The sequence below is a fragment of the Pantoea sp. SO10 genome, assembly GCF_005281435.1.
GTDB lineage: Bacteria > Pseudomonadota > Gammaproteobacteria > Enterobacterales > Enterobacteriaceae > Pantoea > Pantoea leporis.
In genome coordinates, this window is sequence record NZ_CP040095.1 from 3,309,896 (window position 1) to 3,328,374 (window position 18,479).

The window sequence follows — 18,479 nt, forward strand, 5'->3', positions numbered from 1 at the left end:
CCAGCCCTCTCCCGCAAGCGGGCGAGGGGGCAGCCCGAGCAAGCTGTAAATCCGAGGTTCACTCCACCTAATCATCCCCTCGCCCGCTTGCGGGAGAGGGTTAGGGTGAGGGACAACGCGCACCCATCACAAATCCCGCGAATACACCTTCACCCGCACATCCGGAAACTCCAGCGCGTCGCATTGATACTGCCAGCCAAAACGTTCGTAATAGCCGCCAAAGGTGGACCATAACCACAGCTTGTCATGACCGCGCTGCTGCGCGAAATCGACCACATGCTGCTGCAGCGCTTTGCTCAATCCCTTGCCGCGCGCGGACTCCTCAACAAACAGCGCCGCCACCCACGGCGTGAGATCCTGACGGCTGATCAAATCGCAGCGCCAGAATCCCACCGTACCGAGCGGTATATCGCCGTCGAGCGCCACAAAGGTCACCGGAAAGTCGGCGCCGTTGAGGCTGCTGCGCACAATGCTGTGGTAAAACTCACGCGACGTACCGTCACCAAACGCCTGCCACAGCCAGTCGGTGATCTGCGTGGCGTGATGCGACACCTCGCTGAGCGCGACGATCTTCATCAGATCAGCTCCAGCGCCAGCAGCTCCTGAATGGTCTGCGCACGACGAATTTCACGCACTGCGCCATTCTCGAACAGCACTTCCGGAATCAGCGGGCGGCTGTTGTAGTTCGACGACATCGACGCGCCGTACGCGCCGGTATCGTGGAACACCAGATAATCGCCGACCTGCGCCACAGGCAGCGCACGGGTTTCTACTTTGCCACCTTCCAGCTGCGTGAACACGTCGCCCGATTCACACAGCGGACCGGCCACTACGCTCTCCACGGTGGCGTCGCCCAGCGCGCGGCCATCGACCGGCAGCAGAGAAATGTGGTGATAGCTGCCGTACATCGACGGACGCATCAAATCGCTGAAACCGGCATCGACCAGCACAAAGTGACGGCTGCCCATCTCTTTTACCGCGCGAACCTGTGACACCAGCACGCCCGATTCAGCAACCAGGAAGCGACCTGGCTCGATCTCCAGTTTCACCGGGTGACCGAGGTGCGCAGCGATACGCTCACGCGCGCCGTTCCACAAGCCGTAATAGTGCTGGGTATCAATGGCTTCTTCGTCAAAACGATACGGAATCGACAAACCGCCACCGGCAGAAATCGCTTCCAAATCCTGCCCAAATGCCACCACCTGATCGACCATCGCGTCACACACCTGCTGCAGATGGCCATAATCCACGCCGGAACCGATGTGCATATGCAGGCCGACCATACGCAGACCGTGCTGCTGAATCGCCGCCAGCGCCAGCGGCAGATCGCTGTGCCAGATGCCGTGTTTACTGTTCTCACCGCCGGTGTTGGTTTTCTGGCTGTGACCGTGACCAAAACCCGGATTGATGCGCAGCCACACCGCGTGGCCCGGTGACAGCTCGCCCAGTTGATGCAGCATATCCACCGAACCGGCATTGACCGGCACTTTCAGCTCGGCGATACGCGTCAGGGTTGGCTGATCAAACACATCGGCGGTGAAGACGATATCTTCGCCGCCCGGCTGATAACCAGCGGCAATAGCACGCTCGATTTCACCCAGCGACACCGAATCGACTTTGACGCCCGCCGCACGCATCAGACGCAAAATGTGAATGTTGGAGCAGGCTTTCTGCGCAAAACGCACCACGTCGAAGGCGCCGAGCTGCGCAATGCGCTGCTGAATAATCTTCGCATCATAAGCCCAGAATGGGCCGGCATAACGCTGCGCCAGCGGCAGTAAGTTGGCGGCAGATAACGCGGTTTCGGTGTTGTTGAGTGGGCGTGGCATGTCAATTCTCCTGTGTCATTGAGGCTATTTAGCCACAGCGCATCAATTCAGAAAAATATCTGTTTTAGCGACATCTATACAAATATGATATGGGCTATCTGGAGGAGACAATGGCAAAAATTAACTGGCGACATATCGAAATTTTTCACGCGGTGATGACCAGCGGCAACCTGACGCAGGCGGCGACGCTGCTGCATACTTCGCAGCCCACGGTGAGCCGCGAACTGGCGCGCCTTGAGCAGCAGCTCGGCCTGCAGCTTTTCGAACGGGTGCGCGGCCGCCTGCAGCCAACGGTGCAAGGCTTGCGGCTGTACGAAGAGGTGCAGCGCTCGTGGTACGGACTGGATCGCATCATGGATGCCGCCGAAGGATTGCGTCAGTTTCGTCAGGGTGAATTGTCGATCGCCTGCCTGCCCGTGTTTTCTCAGTCGCTGTTGCCGCCGCTGCTGCAGCCCTTTCTTCAGCGCTATCCGCAGGTCAGCCTGAATATCATTCCGCAGGAGTCGCCGTTGCTGGAAGAGTGGCTGTCGGCACAGCGTTACGATCTCGGCCTGACCGAAACCCAACACGCACCGGCGGGCACCGAACGCTTGCCGCTGCTGACCTGTGACGAAGTGTGCGTGCTGCCGCCACAGCATCCGCTGTGTCAGCGCGAGGTGCTGACGCCGCAGGATTTCCACGGTGAAAACTACGTCAGCCTGTCGCGCAGCGATAGCTATCGCCAGCTGCTGGATTCCCTGTTTCATGAGCAGAATGTGGAGCGTCGTCTGGTGCTGGAGACGCACAGCGCGGCGTCAGTGTGCGCGATGGTGCGCGCGGGCGTGGGGATTTCGATTGTGAATCCGCTGACGGCGCTGGATTACGCCGACAGCGGTGTGGTGATGCGTCGCTTCAATATTGCCGTGCCCTTCACCGTGAGTTTAGTGCGGCCGCAGCATCGACCGGCTTCGGCGCTGGTCGATCACTTCTGCGACCACCTGCAACAGCACGTGGCGGCGTTTCCACAACGTATTGCCGAGCGGCTGGCTTAAGCGTTGACCGCTTCGCCCTGCCCGCCCGCTTTGCGGAAGGTGATCAGGCAGATCACCAGTCCGACCGCGGCCAGCGCAGCAGCGGCAACCGGCACCGACGTCAGGCCGTACCCTTTCTCGATCACCGCGCCACCGACCCACGCGCCGAGCGCATTGCCGACGTTGAAGGCGGAGATATTCAGCGTAGAGACCAGATTCGGCGCATCTTTGCCGTGGCGCACCACGTTAATCTGCAAGCCCGGCACGGTGGCGAAGGTCGCCATCGCCCACAGGAACAGCGTGATTTCCGCCAGCCACAGCGCATGGCTGGTCCAGCTGAACAGCAGCGAGAACACTGCAATCAGCACAAAGCTGAGGATCAGGCTGAACGACACTTTCCAGTCGGCCAGCTTGCCGCCGAGGATGTTGCCGACGGTCAGACCCGCGCCAATCAGGAACAGCGTCCAGCTAACACCCCGATCCGAGATACCGGTCACCTGCAACAGCAGCGGGGCAATGTAGCTAAACAGCGCAAACATCGCCGCCGCAAAGAATACCGTCATCAGCAGCGACAGCCACAGTTTGCCGTTGGCCAGCGCGCTGATTTCACTTGCCAGATGCACCGGCTTCTCTTCTTTGTTGGTCGGCAGGCTCACCATCAGCGCGATAAAGGCGAAGATGCCGATGATCGCCACGCCCCAGAAGGTGGCGCGCCAGCCAAACATCTGACCAAACCAGGTGCCGAGCGGCACGCCGAGCACGTTGGCCAGCGTCAAACCGGTGAACATCAGCGCCACGGCAGAAGCTTGTTTACCTGGTGCGACCAGGCTCGCCGCCACCACTGCACCGATGCCGAAGAACGCACCGTGACACAGCGCCGTCACCACCCGCGCCAGCATCAGCAGGTTGTAGGTGTAGGCCAATGCACAGAGCACGTTACCGATGATGAAGATGATCATCAGCAGAATCAGAGTACGTTTACGCGGCAGTTTGGCGGTCAGCAACGCCATGATCGGCGCGCCAATAGCGACGCCCAGCGCATAGCCGCTGATCAGCCATCCCGCAGAAGGAATGGTCACTTGCAGATCGCCCGCCACCTCGGGCAGCAATCCCATAATGACGAATTCCGTGGTGCCGATGGCGAACGCACTCAGCGCCAGCGCCAGTAATGCAACAGGCATAACACACTCTCCCAATAATTTTTTGCAGGCGGGCCGCACTGCGAACGCAGTACGGTGACAACAGACGCTTATTAAAATTTGAACTGCGTCACATTGTTATTAAAGCATAGCCCTTCCATGCCAACCATCCTGCGCGCCGCAAGACTATTTTGCGCCTGCAGCAATAATCCCTGCGCGGGAAAATGTCACTGACTAACCATTGAGACAGATAGAGGTTTCCGCGCTACGCTTGGAAAGGATGTGATCGTTATCACAGTGAGTCAGCTTTTGACGCAAAATCAAACAGTAAAGGATGGACGCGCACTGCCGATACCTCAATGGATTGCCCGGTTATGGGGTGTCAAAAATCGAGGGGAAAGCGTATGCGATGGCTCATCGCGCTAACGGTTGGCTGCCTAAGCGGCTGCTCTGTTGGGCATTACGAATACAGCAAAGAAGCAGCAAAACGCGTCGATATGACCGTCACCGGCATTCCAACGGTGCTGGGCATTGGTGCGCTTGGCACCACCATTCCTCTCACGCCCGAATACAGCCTGACGGCGGCCCACGTGGCGAAGTATTCACTCTATCGGGTGAAAGCCTGGCATCCCGAATGCGATATCGCCGTGGTGTACCATAAAAACAGCGAAGCCAATTTGCCGCCGCCGTTCCGCAATAGCCATATTGGCGACGACGTGAATCTGTATGGCTACAGCTTTATTTCCGCGATGCCGGTAGCGTCAAGCGGCAAGAATCTGATCAATACCACGCTGGCGAATGACTGGAACAAAGCCAGCTGTGTGGTGGTGGCGGCCAATGCCGGCGTGGTGAAAGGCATGTCCGGCGGCGCGGTGTATAACGCCAGCGATGATACGCTGGCGGGGGTGATTGTCGGTTACAGCAGCCAGATTGATGACAATAAAAGCGGCAAAACGCTGTTTAAGAATGTGGCGCTTTATGTACCGTACGCACGTTTTCAGGCGTGGCTGGATGGGGTGGTGAAGTCTTAGATCGTGCTGGCTGTCCCCCTCTTCGGTCGGTGCTGGCGGTCGGTGCTGGCTGTCCCCCTCCTCGGTCGGTGATTGCTGTCCCCCTCCTCGGTCCTCCCCCATAAATGGGGGAGGAAGATGCTGCAAAATGTGAGTTCTGAAGCCGCATGTGGCAGCATCTCCTTCCCCCGCTTGCGGGGGAAGGCCGGGATGGGGGACAGCGTGCACAGGGACAGCGTGCACAGTCAAGCCGGAACCCACGCCCCCTGCACCTGCACCTGCGGGAAACCGCTGGTCAGAATACGCAGCTCGGCATCGCGCGGGGTGTTGTCGCCCTGCCCCTGAATGCTGACGATATCCTGCGGACAGGCGGAAAACGCCACAAAACAGTCCATCTCGGCGCGCAGCACAATATAGTCGCCCGGCTTCGTCACCACCGGCAGCGTCTTCAGCGTGATGCCATCCGGCTGCACCTGAATATTCATAAAGATATTAAACGAGGCCAGATTGCCATGCGGCAGCGTCACGCCCAGCTCACGCATGCCTTCAAACAGATTGTCATGGCAGTTGCGATGCGGTTCGGTGCAGCCGAGCAGCTCATAACGACGCGCATCGCAGGCCGCCATAAAGGTGTCGTGCACGCCTGGCGAGGTATCCGCCACCAGCGTCAAAATCGGATGGCGCTGGCTGGTGATAAAGCTGTCGCCCACTTTGGGATTGAGACGCTGATTCCACACGCGCGTCGCCTCCATACACATATATTCACTCACATCCTCAGCGTTGTAAGCCCAGCAATCCACCACCTGCGTGCCGTGCAGGTTAATCACCTGCACCGCTTCACCTCTCTTCAGGCGCACCGCTTTGCCGTAGCGCGCCGGGATGGTCACCGCTTCGCGGTGCTGAAATTCAGCCGACATATTGTTCTCCTGATTAATGCTGCATGGCACGACGATAGCGCGTCATGCGAGATTCAAGGCCGCGCGCCAGCCAGTCGATGACGCTGTTGAGCAGCCAGTAACAGAGCGCCACCGTGAGATAGATCTCCAGCGGCGCGTAGGTATCCGAAATCGCCTGTTTGGCGGCGTACATAAACTCCTGCACCGAAACAATCGACAGCAGCGCGGAGTCTTTAATCAAACCGATCATCAGCCCCACCAGCGGCGAAAGCATCTGCGGCAGCGTTTGCGGCAGCACCACGTCACGCAGTTGTTCGCTGCGGCTCAGGCCCAACACGCGGCACGCTTCCCACTGCCCTTGCGGCAGCGCATCAATCGCCGAGCGGATCACCTGCGCAATGTAAGGCGCGTAGTAGAGCGTCAATGCCAGCACGCCCACCACCGGCGACGACAGCGTGATGTCATATTCCGGCAACACAAAATAGAGCAGATAGATCACCACCAGCAGCGGCAGCGCGAGGGTTAAGCCGCTGTAAAGATTGAGCAAACGCAGCCAGAACCGCGAGGCACGCATCAGCAGCACGGCCAATAGCGCGCCCCACAGTAGCGAGCAGAGCGCCGCCACCAGACAAAGCTGCAAGGTGGCGAGCAGGCCGTCACCGAGCGACGGCAGAGAGGTGATAATTGCCTGCCAATCCATTACACCAACCTCCGCTTCGCTTCTAAACGGCGCGCCGCCGCAATTAACGGCATGGCGATCAGCAGATAACCGGCCGCCACCAGCAGCAGCACTTGCGTAGCTTCGTAGGTGCGGGCGATGACGATCTGTCCGGCGTAGGTCAGTTCAGTGAGCGCCACCACCGACGCTAGCGGCGTGGTTTTCAGCAGAATGGTGAATTCATTCACCAGCATCGGCAGACTGGCGCGCATCACTTGGGGATTGATGACGTACCACCACGTCAGCAGGCGGCTCAGACCCAGCGTGCGCGATGCTTCTAGCTGTCCGCGCGTCACCAGGCTGCGATTCACGCGCAGGATTTCCGCCACGTACGCGCCGCTGTTGAGGCCAATGGCAATCACCGCCGCCAGCATCGGCTGACCGCCCAATCCCAGCCGCGGCAGGGTGAAAAACACCACAAACAGCTGCACAATCGCTGGCGTTCCGCGCATCACGCTGACATAGAAACGCCCGATGGCGCGCCAGATCCAGGCACGACGCAGCTGCAGGAAGCAGCCGAGCTGCCCCATCACCACGCTGACTAATGACGCCAGCACGGTGAGCACCAGCGTCATCAGCAGGCCGTGTCCGAGTTCCGGCAGCGCGGCCACTACCTGTTGATCCAGCCCCATGCGTTACTCCACGTTAAAGTCGTGCAGGTTTTCCGCCACCGACAGCAGCAGCGGCGCGGGACGATCGTTGCCCTCAATGCCGGTGTTACAGGCGGAGACGATGAACTGCGTGTCCATCACCACGCGACAGGTAATGCTGTCGCCAGCTTGGGTCAGGTTGGTTTCCGGCAGAATCTCGCCTTCTCGCGTCAGCTTGACGTGCATAAACAGATTGATGGGATCCGGCAGCTTCGGCACCACCATGCCCAGACGCGCCAGCTCGCCGCGCAGCGCATCGAGGCAACCTTCGCCCGGATAACCGCGCTCAGCGAGAAACGCCGTGGTGGAGGCCGGCAACAGCAGGTCGTGACGCTTCACGCTGTCTTTGCCCAGCACCATCATCGGACGACGACGGTTGTTCACCAGACGCATGCCGGAACCGAGCAGGTAGCTGTTGCTAAACACCCGCGTGTGGTGCACCGACAGCCACACGGCGGGATTGGCCAGGCTAAAGCCAAACAGCGAAGCCACCGCGCCGTCGCCCTGAGCGGTGATGCGCAGCAACTGACCGCGCAGCACGCTAATCGAACCGATGCTGCCCGCTGCAACCTGCACCGGTTCAGCCAGCGTGCGCACGGCGTTTTCTTCATAACTTTCACGCATTAACAGCATGATTCATCTCCTGAGCGTGAAAATGGTCGCTGACCACGATGTCGATTGGCGTCACCTGCAGGCCGTTGCCGGGAATAATGTCCTGCGGGCAGGATGAGACCGCGCAGATCAGATCGCACAGCGCTTCAAAGGTGATGCTATCGCCCGCTTTGCTGTTGGGATCGGTCACTTCCATGCGACCATCGGCGGTGACCGGGCCGTTCTGGAACAGGTTGAACGGTTCCGGCAGCGAGAAGTAGGTGACGCCAAACGCCTTCATCCCCTCCAGCAGGTTATCGACGCAGTTGCGATGCCCTTCGACACCGAAATCGATGCTGAAACGGGTGCGATCGCAGGCCGGCACGTTGGCGTCGTGGATGCCGATGCTGTCGGCAAGAATGCGCAGCATCGGGCGGTTTTCACTCGACCACAACGCGTCACCCGGCTTAAAGAACAGCGAGCGCAGCTGTTGGCGCGTGTGCACCGGCGACAGCTTCTCGTTCAGGTCATCGGCGTTCACCGCGACAAAATCGGCCGCCTGCTGCCCTTCGCTATCAATCACGGTAATAAACTGGCCCTTGCGCACGCGGAAGGTTTTGCCAAAGCCGGCAGGCACCGTCAGGTTGGACTGGCACATAGTTACTCCTGCGGAATGAAGTCGCTGGCGGGCACGGTAAAGGTGGTGCCGAGATATTGCTGCTGCAGTTTGGTCAGTTCGCCGTCTTTCTGCATCGCCAGGATGTGGTCGCTAATCGCTTTGTTTAGGCTGCCATCTTCTTTGCGAGTCGCCCAGCCCATCCACTGCGACGGGCCGACTTCGCCCACCTGCGCCACTTTGCCGGCATATTTTTTTGCTACCGGCGCCAGTACCGAGATGTCGTCATAAACGAAGTCGGCGCGTTTGGTCATCAAGGTGCTGACGGTTTGATCGAGTGAATCGACATTGATGATGGTGATCGGTTTTTTACCCTCCTTCTTCAACTGCTCGTTGAAGCCCTTCAACAGCTGCTCTGGCACGCTGGCGGTTTTTACCGCACCGCGCAGACCCGACAAGCTTTCCGGACTCAGGGCTTTGCCGCTGAAGGTTTTCGCCTCGGCTTCACGCACCAGCACGCCGTTGACGGTTTTGCTGTACGGCACGGTGAACAGCACTTTCTTCGCGCGTTCCGCCGTGACGTTCAGGGATGAACCTTCGGCATTGAAGGAGCCCGAAATCAGGCCCGGCAGAATGCCGCTGAAGGCGGTTTTCTGAAACTCCAGTTTCACACCGAGATCGTTGGCGAAGGATTGCATGATCGCCACGCTGTAACCGGTGATCTCACCTTTGTCATCGGTGTATTCGTAGGGAGGAAAGGTTGGATCGATACCGACGGTAATTTTGCCGCTGCTTTTGATGTCGGCCAGCGTATCGGCTTGTGCCTGCGCCATGGTGCCGACGGAGAGAAGTGCGGCAATCAGCAGTGCTGTTTTTTTCATTATGGTGTTTCCCTGGTGTTGGTGAAATGTCATTTTCTACTGAGCATATTTTGTGCCAGCTTTTTCACTACCATGCAGGGAGACCTGATAAAAAACAGATTTTATTCAATATAATCAAATGGAAACATTTGTTTCTTTTTTTTATTTTTAATTTCTATGATTTCACACACGGTAAGACGGGGATAATTGGATGGGTGGGCACTGGACAGAACTGCACCGTTTTGGTGATTTTTCTGGCGCACAATGCGCCAGCAAGGCGCATTATTCCAGTTCGTCGAGGGATTGGTGCAGCGCTTCGATTTGCGCGAGATGATCGTTGCTGGCTTTACCCATTTGCCGGGCCACCAGTGAACAGAGCAGGTTACACACGCCAGAGAGCGCGGCGGTGCTGTCGAAAATCAGGCTGCTGTCGGTGTGACAGCGGATTACCCACTGCGCATGGCGCGCCGGTTTGCCGGAGAGCACGTCGGCGATATACAACATCGGCACATTGCGCTCGGCCAGCGCGTTCATCGCCGCCTCCAGCGCGGGCATGCGACGACGCAGACCGACGCAGATCACCACATCCTCGGCAGTCAACGCCGCTACATGTTCCGCCAACGAATCGCCGGGACGCGGCAGCAGACGCACATCGGAGTGAATATGGATCAGGTCACGATAGATCAGATGCGCGATGGTTTGGCTGTGGCGCCAGCCCATTACCACCACGCGTCGCGCCTGGCTGATGGCGCTGACCGCTTGCTGCAGCTGTTCGCTGTCCAGCGTGCGATAGCTGTTGACCAGGTTGGCGATTTCTCTTTCCAGATGCTGCTGCATGATGCTCGCCAGCGGCGACGCGCTGGGTGCCGGTTGCAGATAGAGCGGTGAACCGCTGCTTTGCATGTCACGCGCCTGTCGACGTGCGGCTTCATAACTTTCATAGCCGAGATGGCGGAAGAAGCGCGTGGTGGTGGCTTTGGACACGCCCGCGCTGTGTGCCAGTTCGGTGGCGGTGTTCATGGCTAACTGGCCTGGTGCGGCGAGTAGCACATCGGCAAGTCGCTGCTCGTGGCTGGAGAGTTGATCCCAGTGCTGACGAATCCGGCCCTCTAACGTTGCCGCTTTTGCACTCATGGTGATTCCCTGAAAAAGAAAAAAACCATCCTGCACAGAGCGTGCCGGGTTGTCATCAGGAATTTTGTGTTGGGGGGAGAATGTGCTGGCTGTCCCCCATCCCGGCCTTCCCCCGCTAGCGGGGGAAGGAGATGCTGCCACATGCTGCTTCAGAACTCACATTTTGCAGCATCTTCCTCCCCCATTTATGGGGGAGGACCGAGGAGGGGGACAGCGAGCACGGACCGGGATGGGGGGCAGCAGCTCCGGACTACTTACCGGTCGGGCGCAGTGCCGGGAACAGGATCACGTCGCGGATGGTGTGGCTGTTGGTGAACAGCATCACCATACGGTCGATACCAATACCCAAACCAGCGGTTGGCGGCAGGCCGTGCTCCAGCGCGGTGACGTAGTCTTCGTCGTAGAACATCGCTTCATCATCGCCAGACTCTTTCGCATTCACCTGCTGCAGGAAACGCTCAGCCTGATCTTCTGCATCGTTGAGCTCTGAGAAGCCGTTACCGATTTCGCGGCCGCCGATGAAGAACTCAAACCGGTCAGTGATTTCCGGGTTCTCGTCGTTACGACGCGCCAGCGGCGATACTTCAGCCGGGTATTCGGTGATGAAGGTTGGCTGAATCAGGTGCGCTTCAGCGGTCTCTTCGAAGATCTCTGTAACGACGCGGCCCAGGCCCCAGCTCTTCTCAACTTTGATGTGCAGCGATTGGGCAATCGCTACCGCTTTATCAAAGTCTTCCAGATCGCTCAGGTCAGTTTCCGGACGGTATTTCTTGATCGCTTCACGCATGGTGAGCTTCTCGAACGGCTTACCGAAATCGAAGCTGTGATCGCCATACGGCACTTCCGTGGTGCCCAGCACATCCTGCGCCAGCGTACGGAACAGGCTTTCGGTCAGTTCGATCAGATCTTTGTAATCCGCATACGCCATATAGAGTTCCATCATGGTGAACTCTGGGTTATGGCGTGGCGAAATCCCTTCGTTACGGAAGTTACGGTTGATCTCGAACACGCGATCAAAACCGCCAACCACCAGACGCTTCAGATACAGCTCTGGCGCAATACGCAGGTACATATCGATATCAAGCGCATTATGATGGGTGATGAACGGACGCGCAGACGCGCCGCCCGGAATCACCTGCATCATCGGGGTTTCCACTTCCATAAAGTCGCGGTTAACCATGAACTGACGAATGCCGGCCATGATTTGTGAGCGAATTTTAAAGGTTTTGCGCGAATCGTCGTTGGAGATCAGATCGAGATAACGCTGACGATAACGGGTTTCCTGATCGGCCAGGCCGTGGAATTTGTCCGGCAGCGGACGCAGCGCTTTGGTCAGCAGACGCAGCTCAGTGATGTGGATCGACAGCTCACCGGTTTTGGTTTTGAACAGCTTACCGCGCGCACCGAGGATATCGCCGAGATCCCACTTTTTGAACTGCTCGTTGTAGACGCCTTCTGGCAGATCGTCGCGTGAGACGTAGATCTGAATCTGGCCGCCGACATCCTGCAGGGTCGCGAATGACGCTTTACCCATGATGCGGCGCGTCATCATACGACCGGCCACACTCACTTCAACGCCCAGCGCTTCCAGCTCTTCATTCTCTTTCGCGTCATAGCTGGCGTGCAGCACATCGGACGTGGTATCGCGGCGGAAATCGTTAGGAAACGCCACGCCTTTTTCACGCAGCGCGCTGAGTTTTTCGCGACGCGCTTTCAGTTCGTTGTTTAACTCAAGGGCGGCATCAGCGCTCTGCGGTTGTTGTTCAGACATGTCGGTTCCTTATAGCCCTGCTTTTAAACTTGCTTCAATAAAACGATCGATATCGCCATCCAGCACCGCTTGGGTGTTGCGGGTTTCTACGCTGGTACGCAGATCCTTGATGCGTGAATCGTCGAGAACATAAGAACGGATCTGGCTGCCCCAGCCGATATCAGATTTGTTATCTTCCGCTGCCTGCTTATCCGCGTTTTTCTTCTGCATCTCATATTCGTACAGCTTGGCGCGTAACTGCTTGAAGGCCTGATCTTTGTTCTTGTGCTGTGAACGGTCGTTTTGGCACTGCACCACAATGTTGGTCGGCAAGTGGGTAATACGCACCGCAGACTCGGTTTTGTTAACGTGCTGGCCACCCGCACCGGAGGCGCGGTAAACGTCGATACGCAGATCGGCAGGATTGATATCGATATCGATGTTGTCATCCACTTCCGGGTAGATAAACACCGAACTGAATGAGGTATGACGACGGCCGCCGGAATCGAACGGGCTCTTACGCACCAGGCGATGAACGCCGGTTTCGGTACGCAGCCAGCCAAACGCGTAGTCGCCGATGATTTTAATGGTGGCGGATTTGGTTCCGGCCACTTCACCGTCTGACTCTTCGATAATTTCGGTTTTATAACCTTTGGCTTCCGCCCAGCGCAGATACATGCGCAGCAGCATGCTGGCCCAATCCTGCGCTTCGGTGCCGCCGGAACCGGCCTGAATGTCCATGTAGCAGTCGGCGCTGTCATATTCGCCAGAGAACATACGACGGAATTCCAGTTCGCCCAGCTTCACTTCCAGTGCATCAAGCTCGGCAACCGCTTCGTTGAAAGTCTCTTCGTCGTCAGCTTCCACCGCCAGATCCAGCAGGCCCTGCACATCTTCCAGGCCTTGCGTCATGTGATCTAAGGTTTCCACTACCGCTTCCAGTGAAGCTCGTTCTTTACCCAGCGCTTGCGCGCGCTCAGGTTCGTTCCAGACGTCAGGCTGCTCCAGCTCGGCGTTTACTTCTTCGAGGCGTTCTTTCTTGGCATCGTAGTCAAAGATACCCCCGAAGAACGTCGCTGCGCTCACTGAGGTCCTGGATACGATTTTTGACCGGATTAATTTCAAACATGGCTTTTCAGTCTTTTTTGACGATTCGGTGAAAGGAGATAAAAACTAACGCGCTAGTTTACCCGAAAGTGTGCGCACTTTGTAGCATTGCACGCCGCCTGAGTGAGCGCGCCTCCGCCGTAAGAAAAAAAGTTCTTATCCTTCTGGAAAGCTTTACCCGCTACGCTTTCCCAAACACCCCCGCAAATACCTCGCCTTCAGAACCTTCTTAGGAGTTTTCCTGCAAAAATTAGGCAATTGGCGCCAGATGACGTCATTAAAGATCATGATTTATAACGATAAATCATTAAGAATTGTCTTGTGAGAAATTTCCTGCAAGAAAGCAGACACGTCTCAAATAACGCCATTAAGCAGCTGATATTCAGCCTATCGATTTATTAGCGCCCTTTTATCATTTTGCTCAGTGACTATCCCCCCGATGGACATCACTGACGTCCAGACCGTTTGTCACCACGATCGCCAGGAATGCGCAGCTTCGACAGGGAATGACACAGTAATCAGCGCCCGTAAACGTGAGCGGGCACAACATGTCCTGAGAGACATGAAGGAGTATCGATGTTTATTCCCGGTTTGCGCACTTCACCGCGCCTGCTTGCCTTGTTAATGCCTTTGTTACTTGTCGCCTGCGGAGGTGGTGGCGGCGGCGGAGGTGGCGGTAGCGCGGCAACCTCGCCCACCACCGGCACGCCTGAGACACCCACGCCAGCTCAGCCCAGCGCTTCAGGCAATGTCAGCAAAGTCGGCATTATTGATTCAGGGTTATCGCCCGATCGCAGTGAAATCAATTACGCCAACGTGCAGTTCACCAGCTACGTCGGCGGCGGCAGTAGTTTGAATGATAATCAGGGCATTAACGGTCACGGCACCGTGGTGGCGCTGACGTTATTAGGCCTGTCGCCGGGCAGCACACTGTATGTGGCGCAGGCATCGCAGAACAATATCTTTCAATACGACGATACCGCCCGTGCGGTGAGCGGCCTGCTGAGCCAAGGCGTGCGGGTTTTCAATATGTCGTATGCCTCCAAAGAGCGCTTAACCTCCGCACAGGCGCTATCCGATGCGCAGCCGCACTATCAGGTGCTGGTGCAAAGCATGCGTGAGATTGCGGCCGCTAACGGTTTGGCGGTGGTGATCACCGGCAATGGCGGCACTGCAACACCGTCCCCTAACGCGCAGCTGCCGTTGATTTATCAGGACAGCGCGTTGCAAAAGAATATGCTGGCCGTTACCGGCGTGATGGACAGCACCTCATACGACACGGCGAACCGCGCGGCGTTAACCGGGCCGTTTGATGCCTGTGGTAACGCTGCCGCATGGTGCCTGAGCGCACCGGGATACACCGATTATCGCTTTCAGAACGCCGATGGTACCTGGGTAAATGCGCGCAGCTACGGCACCTCGTTTGCCGCACCGCGCGCCGCTGCGGCCGCTTCGCAAGTGTTGCAGCGCTTTCCGTGGATGAGCGGTTACAATCTGCAGCAAACGTTGCTGACCACCGCCACTTATCGCAGTGATGCTTACGCAGGCGCTGCGGATAGCGCCAACGGGCGCCCTTACAACAACACCTTCGGCTGGGGCGATCTCAACCAGGCGAAAGCGCTCAACGGTCCGGCAATGTTCTGGGCCAATGATTTTCACGCCAGCCTGGATGCGGGTAGCTATGTCTTCTCGAATGCCATCAGCGGGGATCGTGGCCTGATACTCGACGGCGCCAATAATGGCGGCGTGCTACGGTTAACCGCTAACAACAGTTACCTCGGCCAGACCAGCGTTGCCGCCAATACGTTGCTGATTGAGGGTGCGATTGCGGGCAGTGCCAACGTCAGCGGCAGTGGCACTTTAGGTGGCAGCGGTGTGATTGGCGGCAGCTTACTCAATCAGGGAACGGTCAACGGCGGTTTGCAGGTGCAAGGCGATTACCAGCAACGCAGTAATGGCGTGCTCAATATCGCGTTAAACAGCCCGCTGCGTGTAGCGGGCCACTCGACGCTGGACGGCACGCTGAACCTCGCGCCACCCTCATCAACTTATGTGGTGAAACAGCAGGAAACGCTGCTGACCAGCGATGCGGGCGTTAGCGGCCAGTTCAGTCAGGTCAATACTGGCATTTTTCTCGACGGTTCGGTCAGCTACAACGCTAACAGCGTCACTGGCCAGCTGACGCGTAAAAATACCGCAGCAGTAGCGGCAGCGCTGGGCATGAACAGCGCCAGCACTCAGCAAACGGCCGCGAATCTGGAGCAGGCGTTTAGCGTAGCGGACAGCTGGCAGCAACAGGGTTCACTGAGCAGTGCGCAGCAGTCAGCGCTGGGCGCAGCAGGAGCGTTTCAGTCGCTGGCAGATGCCCGCAGTGCGCAGGCCGCCATCAATTCACTTTCCGGTCAGGCGCACGCTTCCAGCAACGCGGTACTGTTTAACGCGCTGGATTATCAAAGCCGCCTGTTGAGTAACCGTATCGCCGATGCCAGCGCCGACAATCGTTACGGTTTCTGGCTGGAGAGCGGTCAACTGCGCGGTTCACTGGATCAGGCGGGCTACCTCGGCACCGATTACCGCAACACGCTTACCGCATTGGGCGTGGATAGCGATTTGGGTATTTCTGGTCTGCGCGTGGGCGTGGCCTGGACGCAGAATCAGATCGACTCCACCTACGACCAAAGCGGCGGCACCAGCCGTAATCGCCTGCAAGGCGCGATGCTGTATGGCCGCTACGATTTGACGCCAGCATGGTATCTGCAGGGCAATCTCAGCTATCAACATGGTCGCGATGAGTTAAAGCGTCTGGTGTTGCTGGATGAAGCTTCGCCGGTGTCATCGACCACCAGCAGCAACAGCTGGCAGGCGGCGCTGCAAAGCGGCTATCGCTGGACAATTGAGGAGAATTATCGCCTCGAACCCTATCTCGGCTGGCGTGAAACCGGGCTGGATACCGGTGCGTTTGAGGATAAGGGCAGCGCGTTTGGTCTAAGCGGCGACGGCGACAGCTATCGACGCAGCGTGGGATATAGCGGTTTGAGTCTCAGCGCACGGCAGGATTGGTCGGCTGGATTGTGGAGCATGCTGAGCCTGTATGGCGAATACCAGTACGCATTCAACAATCCGTCGATGGATGTCAGCGCGCGCTGGGGCGGATTTGGCGATGACCAGAACAGCTTCACGATTCCCGGCATGCAGCTCGATCGCCGTTCGCAGTGGTTAGGTGTGCGGTTGGATGTGGCGCAGACGTCACGCGCGCGCCTGTTCCTGCGCGCCGATCAGCACTTCGCCGATCGCGGTGACGAAAAAGTGCTGCGCGGCGGTGTGGATGTGAGTTTCTGATAAACGTTTAATCGGTCAACTGAGCGCGATAAATCGCGCCGCTACGGATACGTGCACAGGTAGCGGCGCGATGCATTGCGCGTTATTGGTGGTGAATCACAACGGCCAAAGGTGATCGATGATCAATTGCACCGAACGATTGCCGCGGTATTCGTTGATATCCAGCTTATAGGCCAGCTGCACCTGACGCACGCTGCTGTCTGGCCACAACGTGGTATCCACGTTGAAGGCAATCCCATCCAACAGCGGGCCGCCGCCGAGCGGCTCGACCATCACTTTCAAATGACGCTCGCCCACTAACCGCTGTTGTAACAGCTTGAACTTGCCATCGAACACGGGTTCCGGGAATGCCTGGCCCCACGGACCAGCCTCGCGCAGCATTTCGGCAGTATGCAGGGTAAACTCCTGCGCATGCAGTTCGCCGTCCGACCAAATCACGCCCTGCAACGCTTCGCCATCCAGCCACTCATCAATCAACGCGGCAAATCGCGCACGGAACTCCTCGTACTTCGCGGTTTCCAGTGACAATCCGGCCGCCATAGCGTGACCACCAAATTTGATCATTAAGCCAGGGAACAGCGTGTCGAGACGCTCCAGCGCATCGCGCAGATGCAAACCCGCAATTGAGCGGCCCGAACCTTTCAGCGTGCCGTCTCCGGCGGGGGCGAAAGCGATCACCGGGCGATGGAAGCGCTCTTTCAGGCGCGACGCCAGAATCCCCACCACGCCCTGATGCCACTCGGGATGGTAGAACGCCAGTCCAAGCGGCAGATCGGTATGCTGACGCTCCAGCTCATCGCACAGCGCCAGCGCTTCGCTCTTCATGCCCTGCTCAATCTCTTTGCGCGTCTGATTCAGCGCATCGAGTTCATTCGCCAGCATGCGCGCCTGGGAAATATCTTCGGTGAGCAGCAGCGCCACGCCGACCGACATATCATCCAGACGACCGGCAGCATTCAGGCGCGGACCCACGGCAAAACCGAGATCGCTGGCGGCGAGTTGGCGCGCATCGCGGTTGGCAATCTCCAGCAGCGCGCGAATCCCGGCACGGCATTTGCCCGCGCGAATACGACTCAAACCTTGCCACACCAGAATGCGGTTGTTGGCATCCAGCGGCACCACATCGGCCACGGTGCCCAGCGCCACCAGATCCAGCAGCTCCGCCAGATTTGGCTCGGCTCGGCTCTCACTAAACCAGTTTTGCTGACGCAGGTGCGCACGCAGCGCCAGCATCAGATAGAAGGCCACGCCAACACCCGCCAGCGAACGTGAAGGGAATTCGCTGTCGTTGAGGTTCGGATTAACAATCGCTTCGGCGGCGGGCAAGGTTTCGCCCGGCAAGTGGTGATCGGTAACCAGCACCGGAATGCCCTGCTGATGCGCGGTATCCACTCCGGCATGTGATGAGATGCCGTTATCGACGGTGAGGATCATCTCCGCACCGCGCGCTTTAGCCTGCTCGACCACTTCCGGACTCAAACCGTAGCCATCTTCGAAACGGTTTGGCACCAGATAATCCACATTACCGCCGAGGCTGCGCAGCGCCAGCACGGTTAACGCGGTGCTGGTGGCGCCATCGGCATCGAAATCGCCCACCACCACGATACGTTTGCCCGCCAGCAGCATCTGATGCAGCAACGTCACGGCGGCTTCGATGCCGCCCAGCGTTTGCCACGGCAGCAGGTGTTTAGCGCCGCGTTCCAGTTCAATCGCCTCTTTCACGCCGCGTTGCAGATACAAGCGGCGCAGCAAAGGGGGCAAATCAGCGGGTAAGCTGGCTTCGGTCTCGGCTTCGCGCCGACGCAATTCAACAGAATGAATCACTGTGCG

At 58.0% G+C, this 18,479-nt stretch carries 16 protein-coding genes; 3 read left to right on the forward strand and 13 right to left on the reverse strand.

Annotation, left to right across the window (positions count from 1 at the left end; genetic code table 11):
* Window positions 1-126 precede the first annotated feature (126 nt).
* Entirely contained in the window at window positions 127-576 is a 450-nt protein-coding gene (locus FCN45_RS15295; protein WP_137386380.1) for a GNAT family N-acetyltransferase, read from the reverse strand.
* Complete coding sequence (gene lysA, locus FCN45_RS15300) at window positions 576-1,829, reverse strand: diaminopimelate decarboxylase (protein WP_137386381.1); 1,254 nt, start codon at window positions 1,827-1,829, stop codon at window positions 576-578. The genes FCN45_RS15295 and lysA overlap by 1 nt, the downstream gene beginning before the upstream one ends.
* A 110-nt stretch (window positions 1,830-1,939) precedes the next feature.
* Between lysA and FCN45_RS15305 the strand changes: the two genes are divergently transcribed.
* Window positions 1,940-2,860 carry a LysR family transcriptional regulator gene (locus tag FCN45_RS15305; protein WP_101761974.1) on the forward strand — a complete coding sequence of 307 codons (921 nt, stop codon included), beginning with the start codon at window positions 1,940-1,942 and terminating at the stop codon, window positions 2,858-2,860.
* Here the strand turns inward: FCN45_RS15305 and FCN45_RS15310 are convergent.
* Window positions 2,857-4,020, reverse strand: coding sequence for an MFS transporter (locus tag FCN45_RS15310; RefSeq protein WP_101761973.1), 1,164 nt, complete (start codon window positions 4,018-4,020; stop codon window positions 2,857-2,859). The genes FCN45_RS15305 and FCN45_RS15310 overlap by 4 nt on opposite strands.
* Window positions 4,021-4,382: 362 nt before the next feature.
* Between FCN45_RS15310 and FCN45_RS15315 the strand changes: the two genes are divergently transcribed.
* Entirely contained in the window at window positions 4,383-5,009 is a 627-nt protein-coding gene (locus tag FCN45_RS15315; protein ID WP_101761972.1) for a hypothetical protein, read from the forward strand.
* Between the two features lie 224 nt (window positions 5,010-5,233).
* Here the strand turns inward: FCN45_RS15315 and FCN45_RS15325 are convergent, their stop codons facing one another.
* The 9 genes from FCN45_RS15325 to prfB form a co-directional block, all read right to left on the reverse strand.
* Window positions 5,234-5,905, reverse strand: a complete 672-nt coding sequence (locus FCN45_RS15325; RefSeq protein ID WP_137386382.1) for a DUF1989 domain-containing protein — start codon at window positions 5,903-5,905, stop codon at window positions 5,234-5,236.
* Between the two features lie 13 nt (window positions 5,906-5,918).
* A complete protein-coding gene (locus FCN45_RS15330; protein WP_137386383.1) occupies window positions 5,919-6,584 on the reverse strand; it encodes an amino acid ABC transporter permease in 666 nt (221 codons plus the stop codon).
* Complete coding sequence (locus FCN45_RS15335; RefSeq protein WP_101761969.1) at window positions 6,584-7,234, reverse strand: amino acid ABC transporter permease; 651 nt, start codon at window positions 7,232-7,234, stop codon at window positions 6,584-6,586. The genes FCN45_RS15330 and FCN45_RS15335 overlap by 1 nt, the downstream gene beginning before the upstream one ends.
* A 3-nt stretch (window positions 7,235-7,237) precedes the next feature.
* Entirely contained in the window at window positions 7,238-7,885 is a 648-nt protein-coding gene (locus tag FCN45_RS15340; protein WP_137386384.1) for an urea carboxylase-associated family protein, read from the reverse strand.
* Window positions 7,869-8,501, reverse strand: coding sequence for a DUF1989 domain-containing protein (locus FCN45_RS15345; protein WP_101762022.1), 633 nt, complete (start codon window positions 8,499-8,501; stop codon window positions 7,869-7,871). Before FCN45_RS15345 ends, FCN45_RS15340 begins: the two co-directional genes overlap by 17 nt.
* 2 nt (window positions 8,502-8,503) lie before the next feature.
* Window positions 8,504-9,340: a transporter substrate-binding domain-containing protein gene (locus FCN45_RS15350; protein WP_137386385.1), complete on the reverse strand. Its 837-nt coding sequence runs from the start codon at window positions 9,338-9,340 to the stop codon at window positions 8,504-8,506.
* A gap of 261 nt (window positions 9,341-9,601) precedes the next feature.
* Entirely contained in the window at window positions 9,602-10,453 is an 852-nt protein-coding gene (locus FCN45_RS15355) for a MurR/RpiR family transcriptional regulator (RefSeq protein ID WP_101762021.1), read from the reverse strand.
* A 250-nt stretch (window positions 10,454-10,703) separates the two neighbouring features.
* Window positions 10,704-12,224, reverse strand: coding sequence for a lysine--tRNA ligase (lysS, locus tag FCN45_RS15360; protein WP_101761966.1), 1,521 nt, complete (start codon window positions 12,222-12,224; stop codon window positions 10,704-10,706).
* Between the two features lie 9 nt (window positions 12,225-12,233).
* Window positions 12,234-13,332 (reverse strand): peptide chain release factor 2 gene (prfB, locus tag FCN45_RS15365; protein WP_110867985.1). Its coding sequence is split into 2 segments (ribosomal slippage): window positions 12,234-13,256 and window positions 13,258-13,332, totalling 1,098 coding nucleotides; the frame shifts between segments, so codons are not numbered across the junction.
* Between the two features lie 554 nt (window positions 13,333-13,886).
* Between prfB and FCN45_RS15370 the strand changes: the two genes are divergently transcribed.
* Window positions 13,887-16,649, forward strand: coding sequence for an autotransporter domain-containing protein (locus FCN45_RS15370; RefSeq protein WP_137386386.1), 2,763 nt, complete (start codon window positions 13,887-13,889; stop codon window positions 16,647-16,649).
* Between the two features lie 96 nt (window positions 16,650-16,745).
* Here FCN45_RS15370 and recJ read toward each other — a convergent pair whose 3' ends face one another.
* Window positions 16,746-18,473 carry a single-stranded-DNA-specific exonuclease RecJ gene (recJ, locus tag FCN45_RS15375; RefSeq protein ID WP_137386387.1) on the reverse strand — a complete coding sequence of 576 codons (1,728 nt, stop codon included), beginning with the start codon at window positions 18,471-18,473 and terminating at the stop codon, window positions 16,746-16,748.
* Window positions 18,474-18,479 lie beyond the last annotated feature (6 nt).

Excerpts from the sequence above, each read along its gene's own strand:
- FCN45_RS15335 (WP_101761969.1), bottom strand. The coding sequence starts at position 7,234 with ATGGGGCTGGATCAACAGGTAGTGGCCGCGCTGCCGGAACTCGGACAC.
- FCN45_RS15345 (WP_101762022.1), bottom strand. The coding sequence starts at position 8,501 with ATGTGCCAGTCCAACCTGACGGTGCCTGCCGGCTTTGGCAAAACCTTC.
- lysS (WP_101761966.1), bottom strand. The coding sequence starts at position 12,224 with ATGTCTGAACAACAACCGCAGAGCGCTGATGCCGCCCTTGAGTTAAAC.
- FCN45_RS15325 (WP_137386382.1), bottom strand. The coding sequence starts at position 5,905 with ATGTCGGCTGAATTTCAGCACCGCGAAGCGGTGACCATCCCGGCGCGC.
- FCN45_RS15355 (WP_101762021.1), bottom strand. The coding sequence starts at position 10,453 with ATGAGTGCAAAAGCGGCAACGTTAGAGGGCCGGATTCGTCAGCACTGG.
- FCN45_RS15330 (WP_137386383.1), bottom strand. The coding sequence starts at position 6,584 with ATGGATTGGCAGGCAATTATCACCTCTCTGCCGTCGCTCGGTGACGGC.
- FCN45_RS15315 (WP_101761972.1), top strand. The coding sequence starts at position 4,383 with ATGCGATGGCTCATCGCGCTAACGGTTGGCTGCCTAAGCGGCTGCTCT.
- FCN45_RS15350 (WP_137386385.1), bottom strand. The coding sequence starts at position 9,340 with ATGAAAAAAACAGCACTGCTGATTGCCGCACTTCTCTCCGTCGGCACC.
- FCN45_RS15370 (WP_137386386.1), top strand. The coding sequence starts at position 13,887 with ATGTTTATTCCCGGTTTGCGCACTTCACCGCGCCTGCTTGCCTTGTTA.
- FCN45_RS15295 (WP_137386380.1), bottom strand. The coding sequence starts at position 576 with ATGAAGATCGTCGCGCTCAGCGAGGTGTCGCATCACGCCACGCAGATC.
- FCN45_RS15310 (WP_101761973.1), bottom strand. The coding sequence starts at position 4,020 with ATGCCTGTTGCATTACTGGCGCTGGCGCTGAGTGCGTTCGCCATCGGC.
- FCN45_RS15305 (WP_101761974.1), top strand. The coding sequence starts at position 1,940 with ATGGCAAAAATTAACTGGCGACATATCGAAATTTTTCACGCGGTGATG.
- FCN45_RS15340 (WP_137386384.1), bottom strand. The coding sequence starts at position 7,885 with ATGCTGTTAATGCGTGAAAGTTATGAAGAAAACGCCGTGCGCACGCTG.
- lysA (WP_137386381.1), bottom strand. The coding sequence starts at position 1,829 with ATGCCACGCCCACTCAACAACACCGAAACCGCGTTATCTGCCGCCAAC.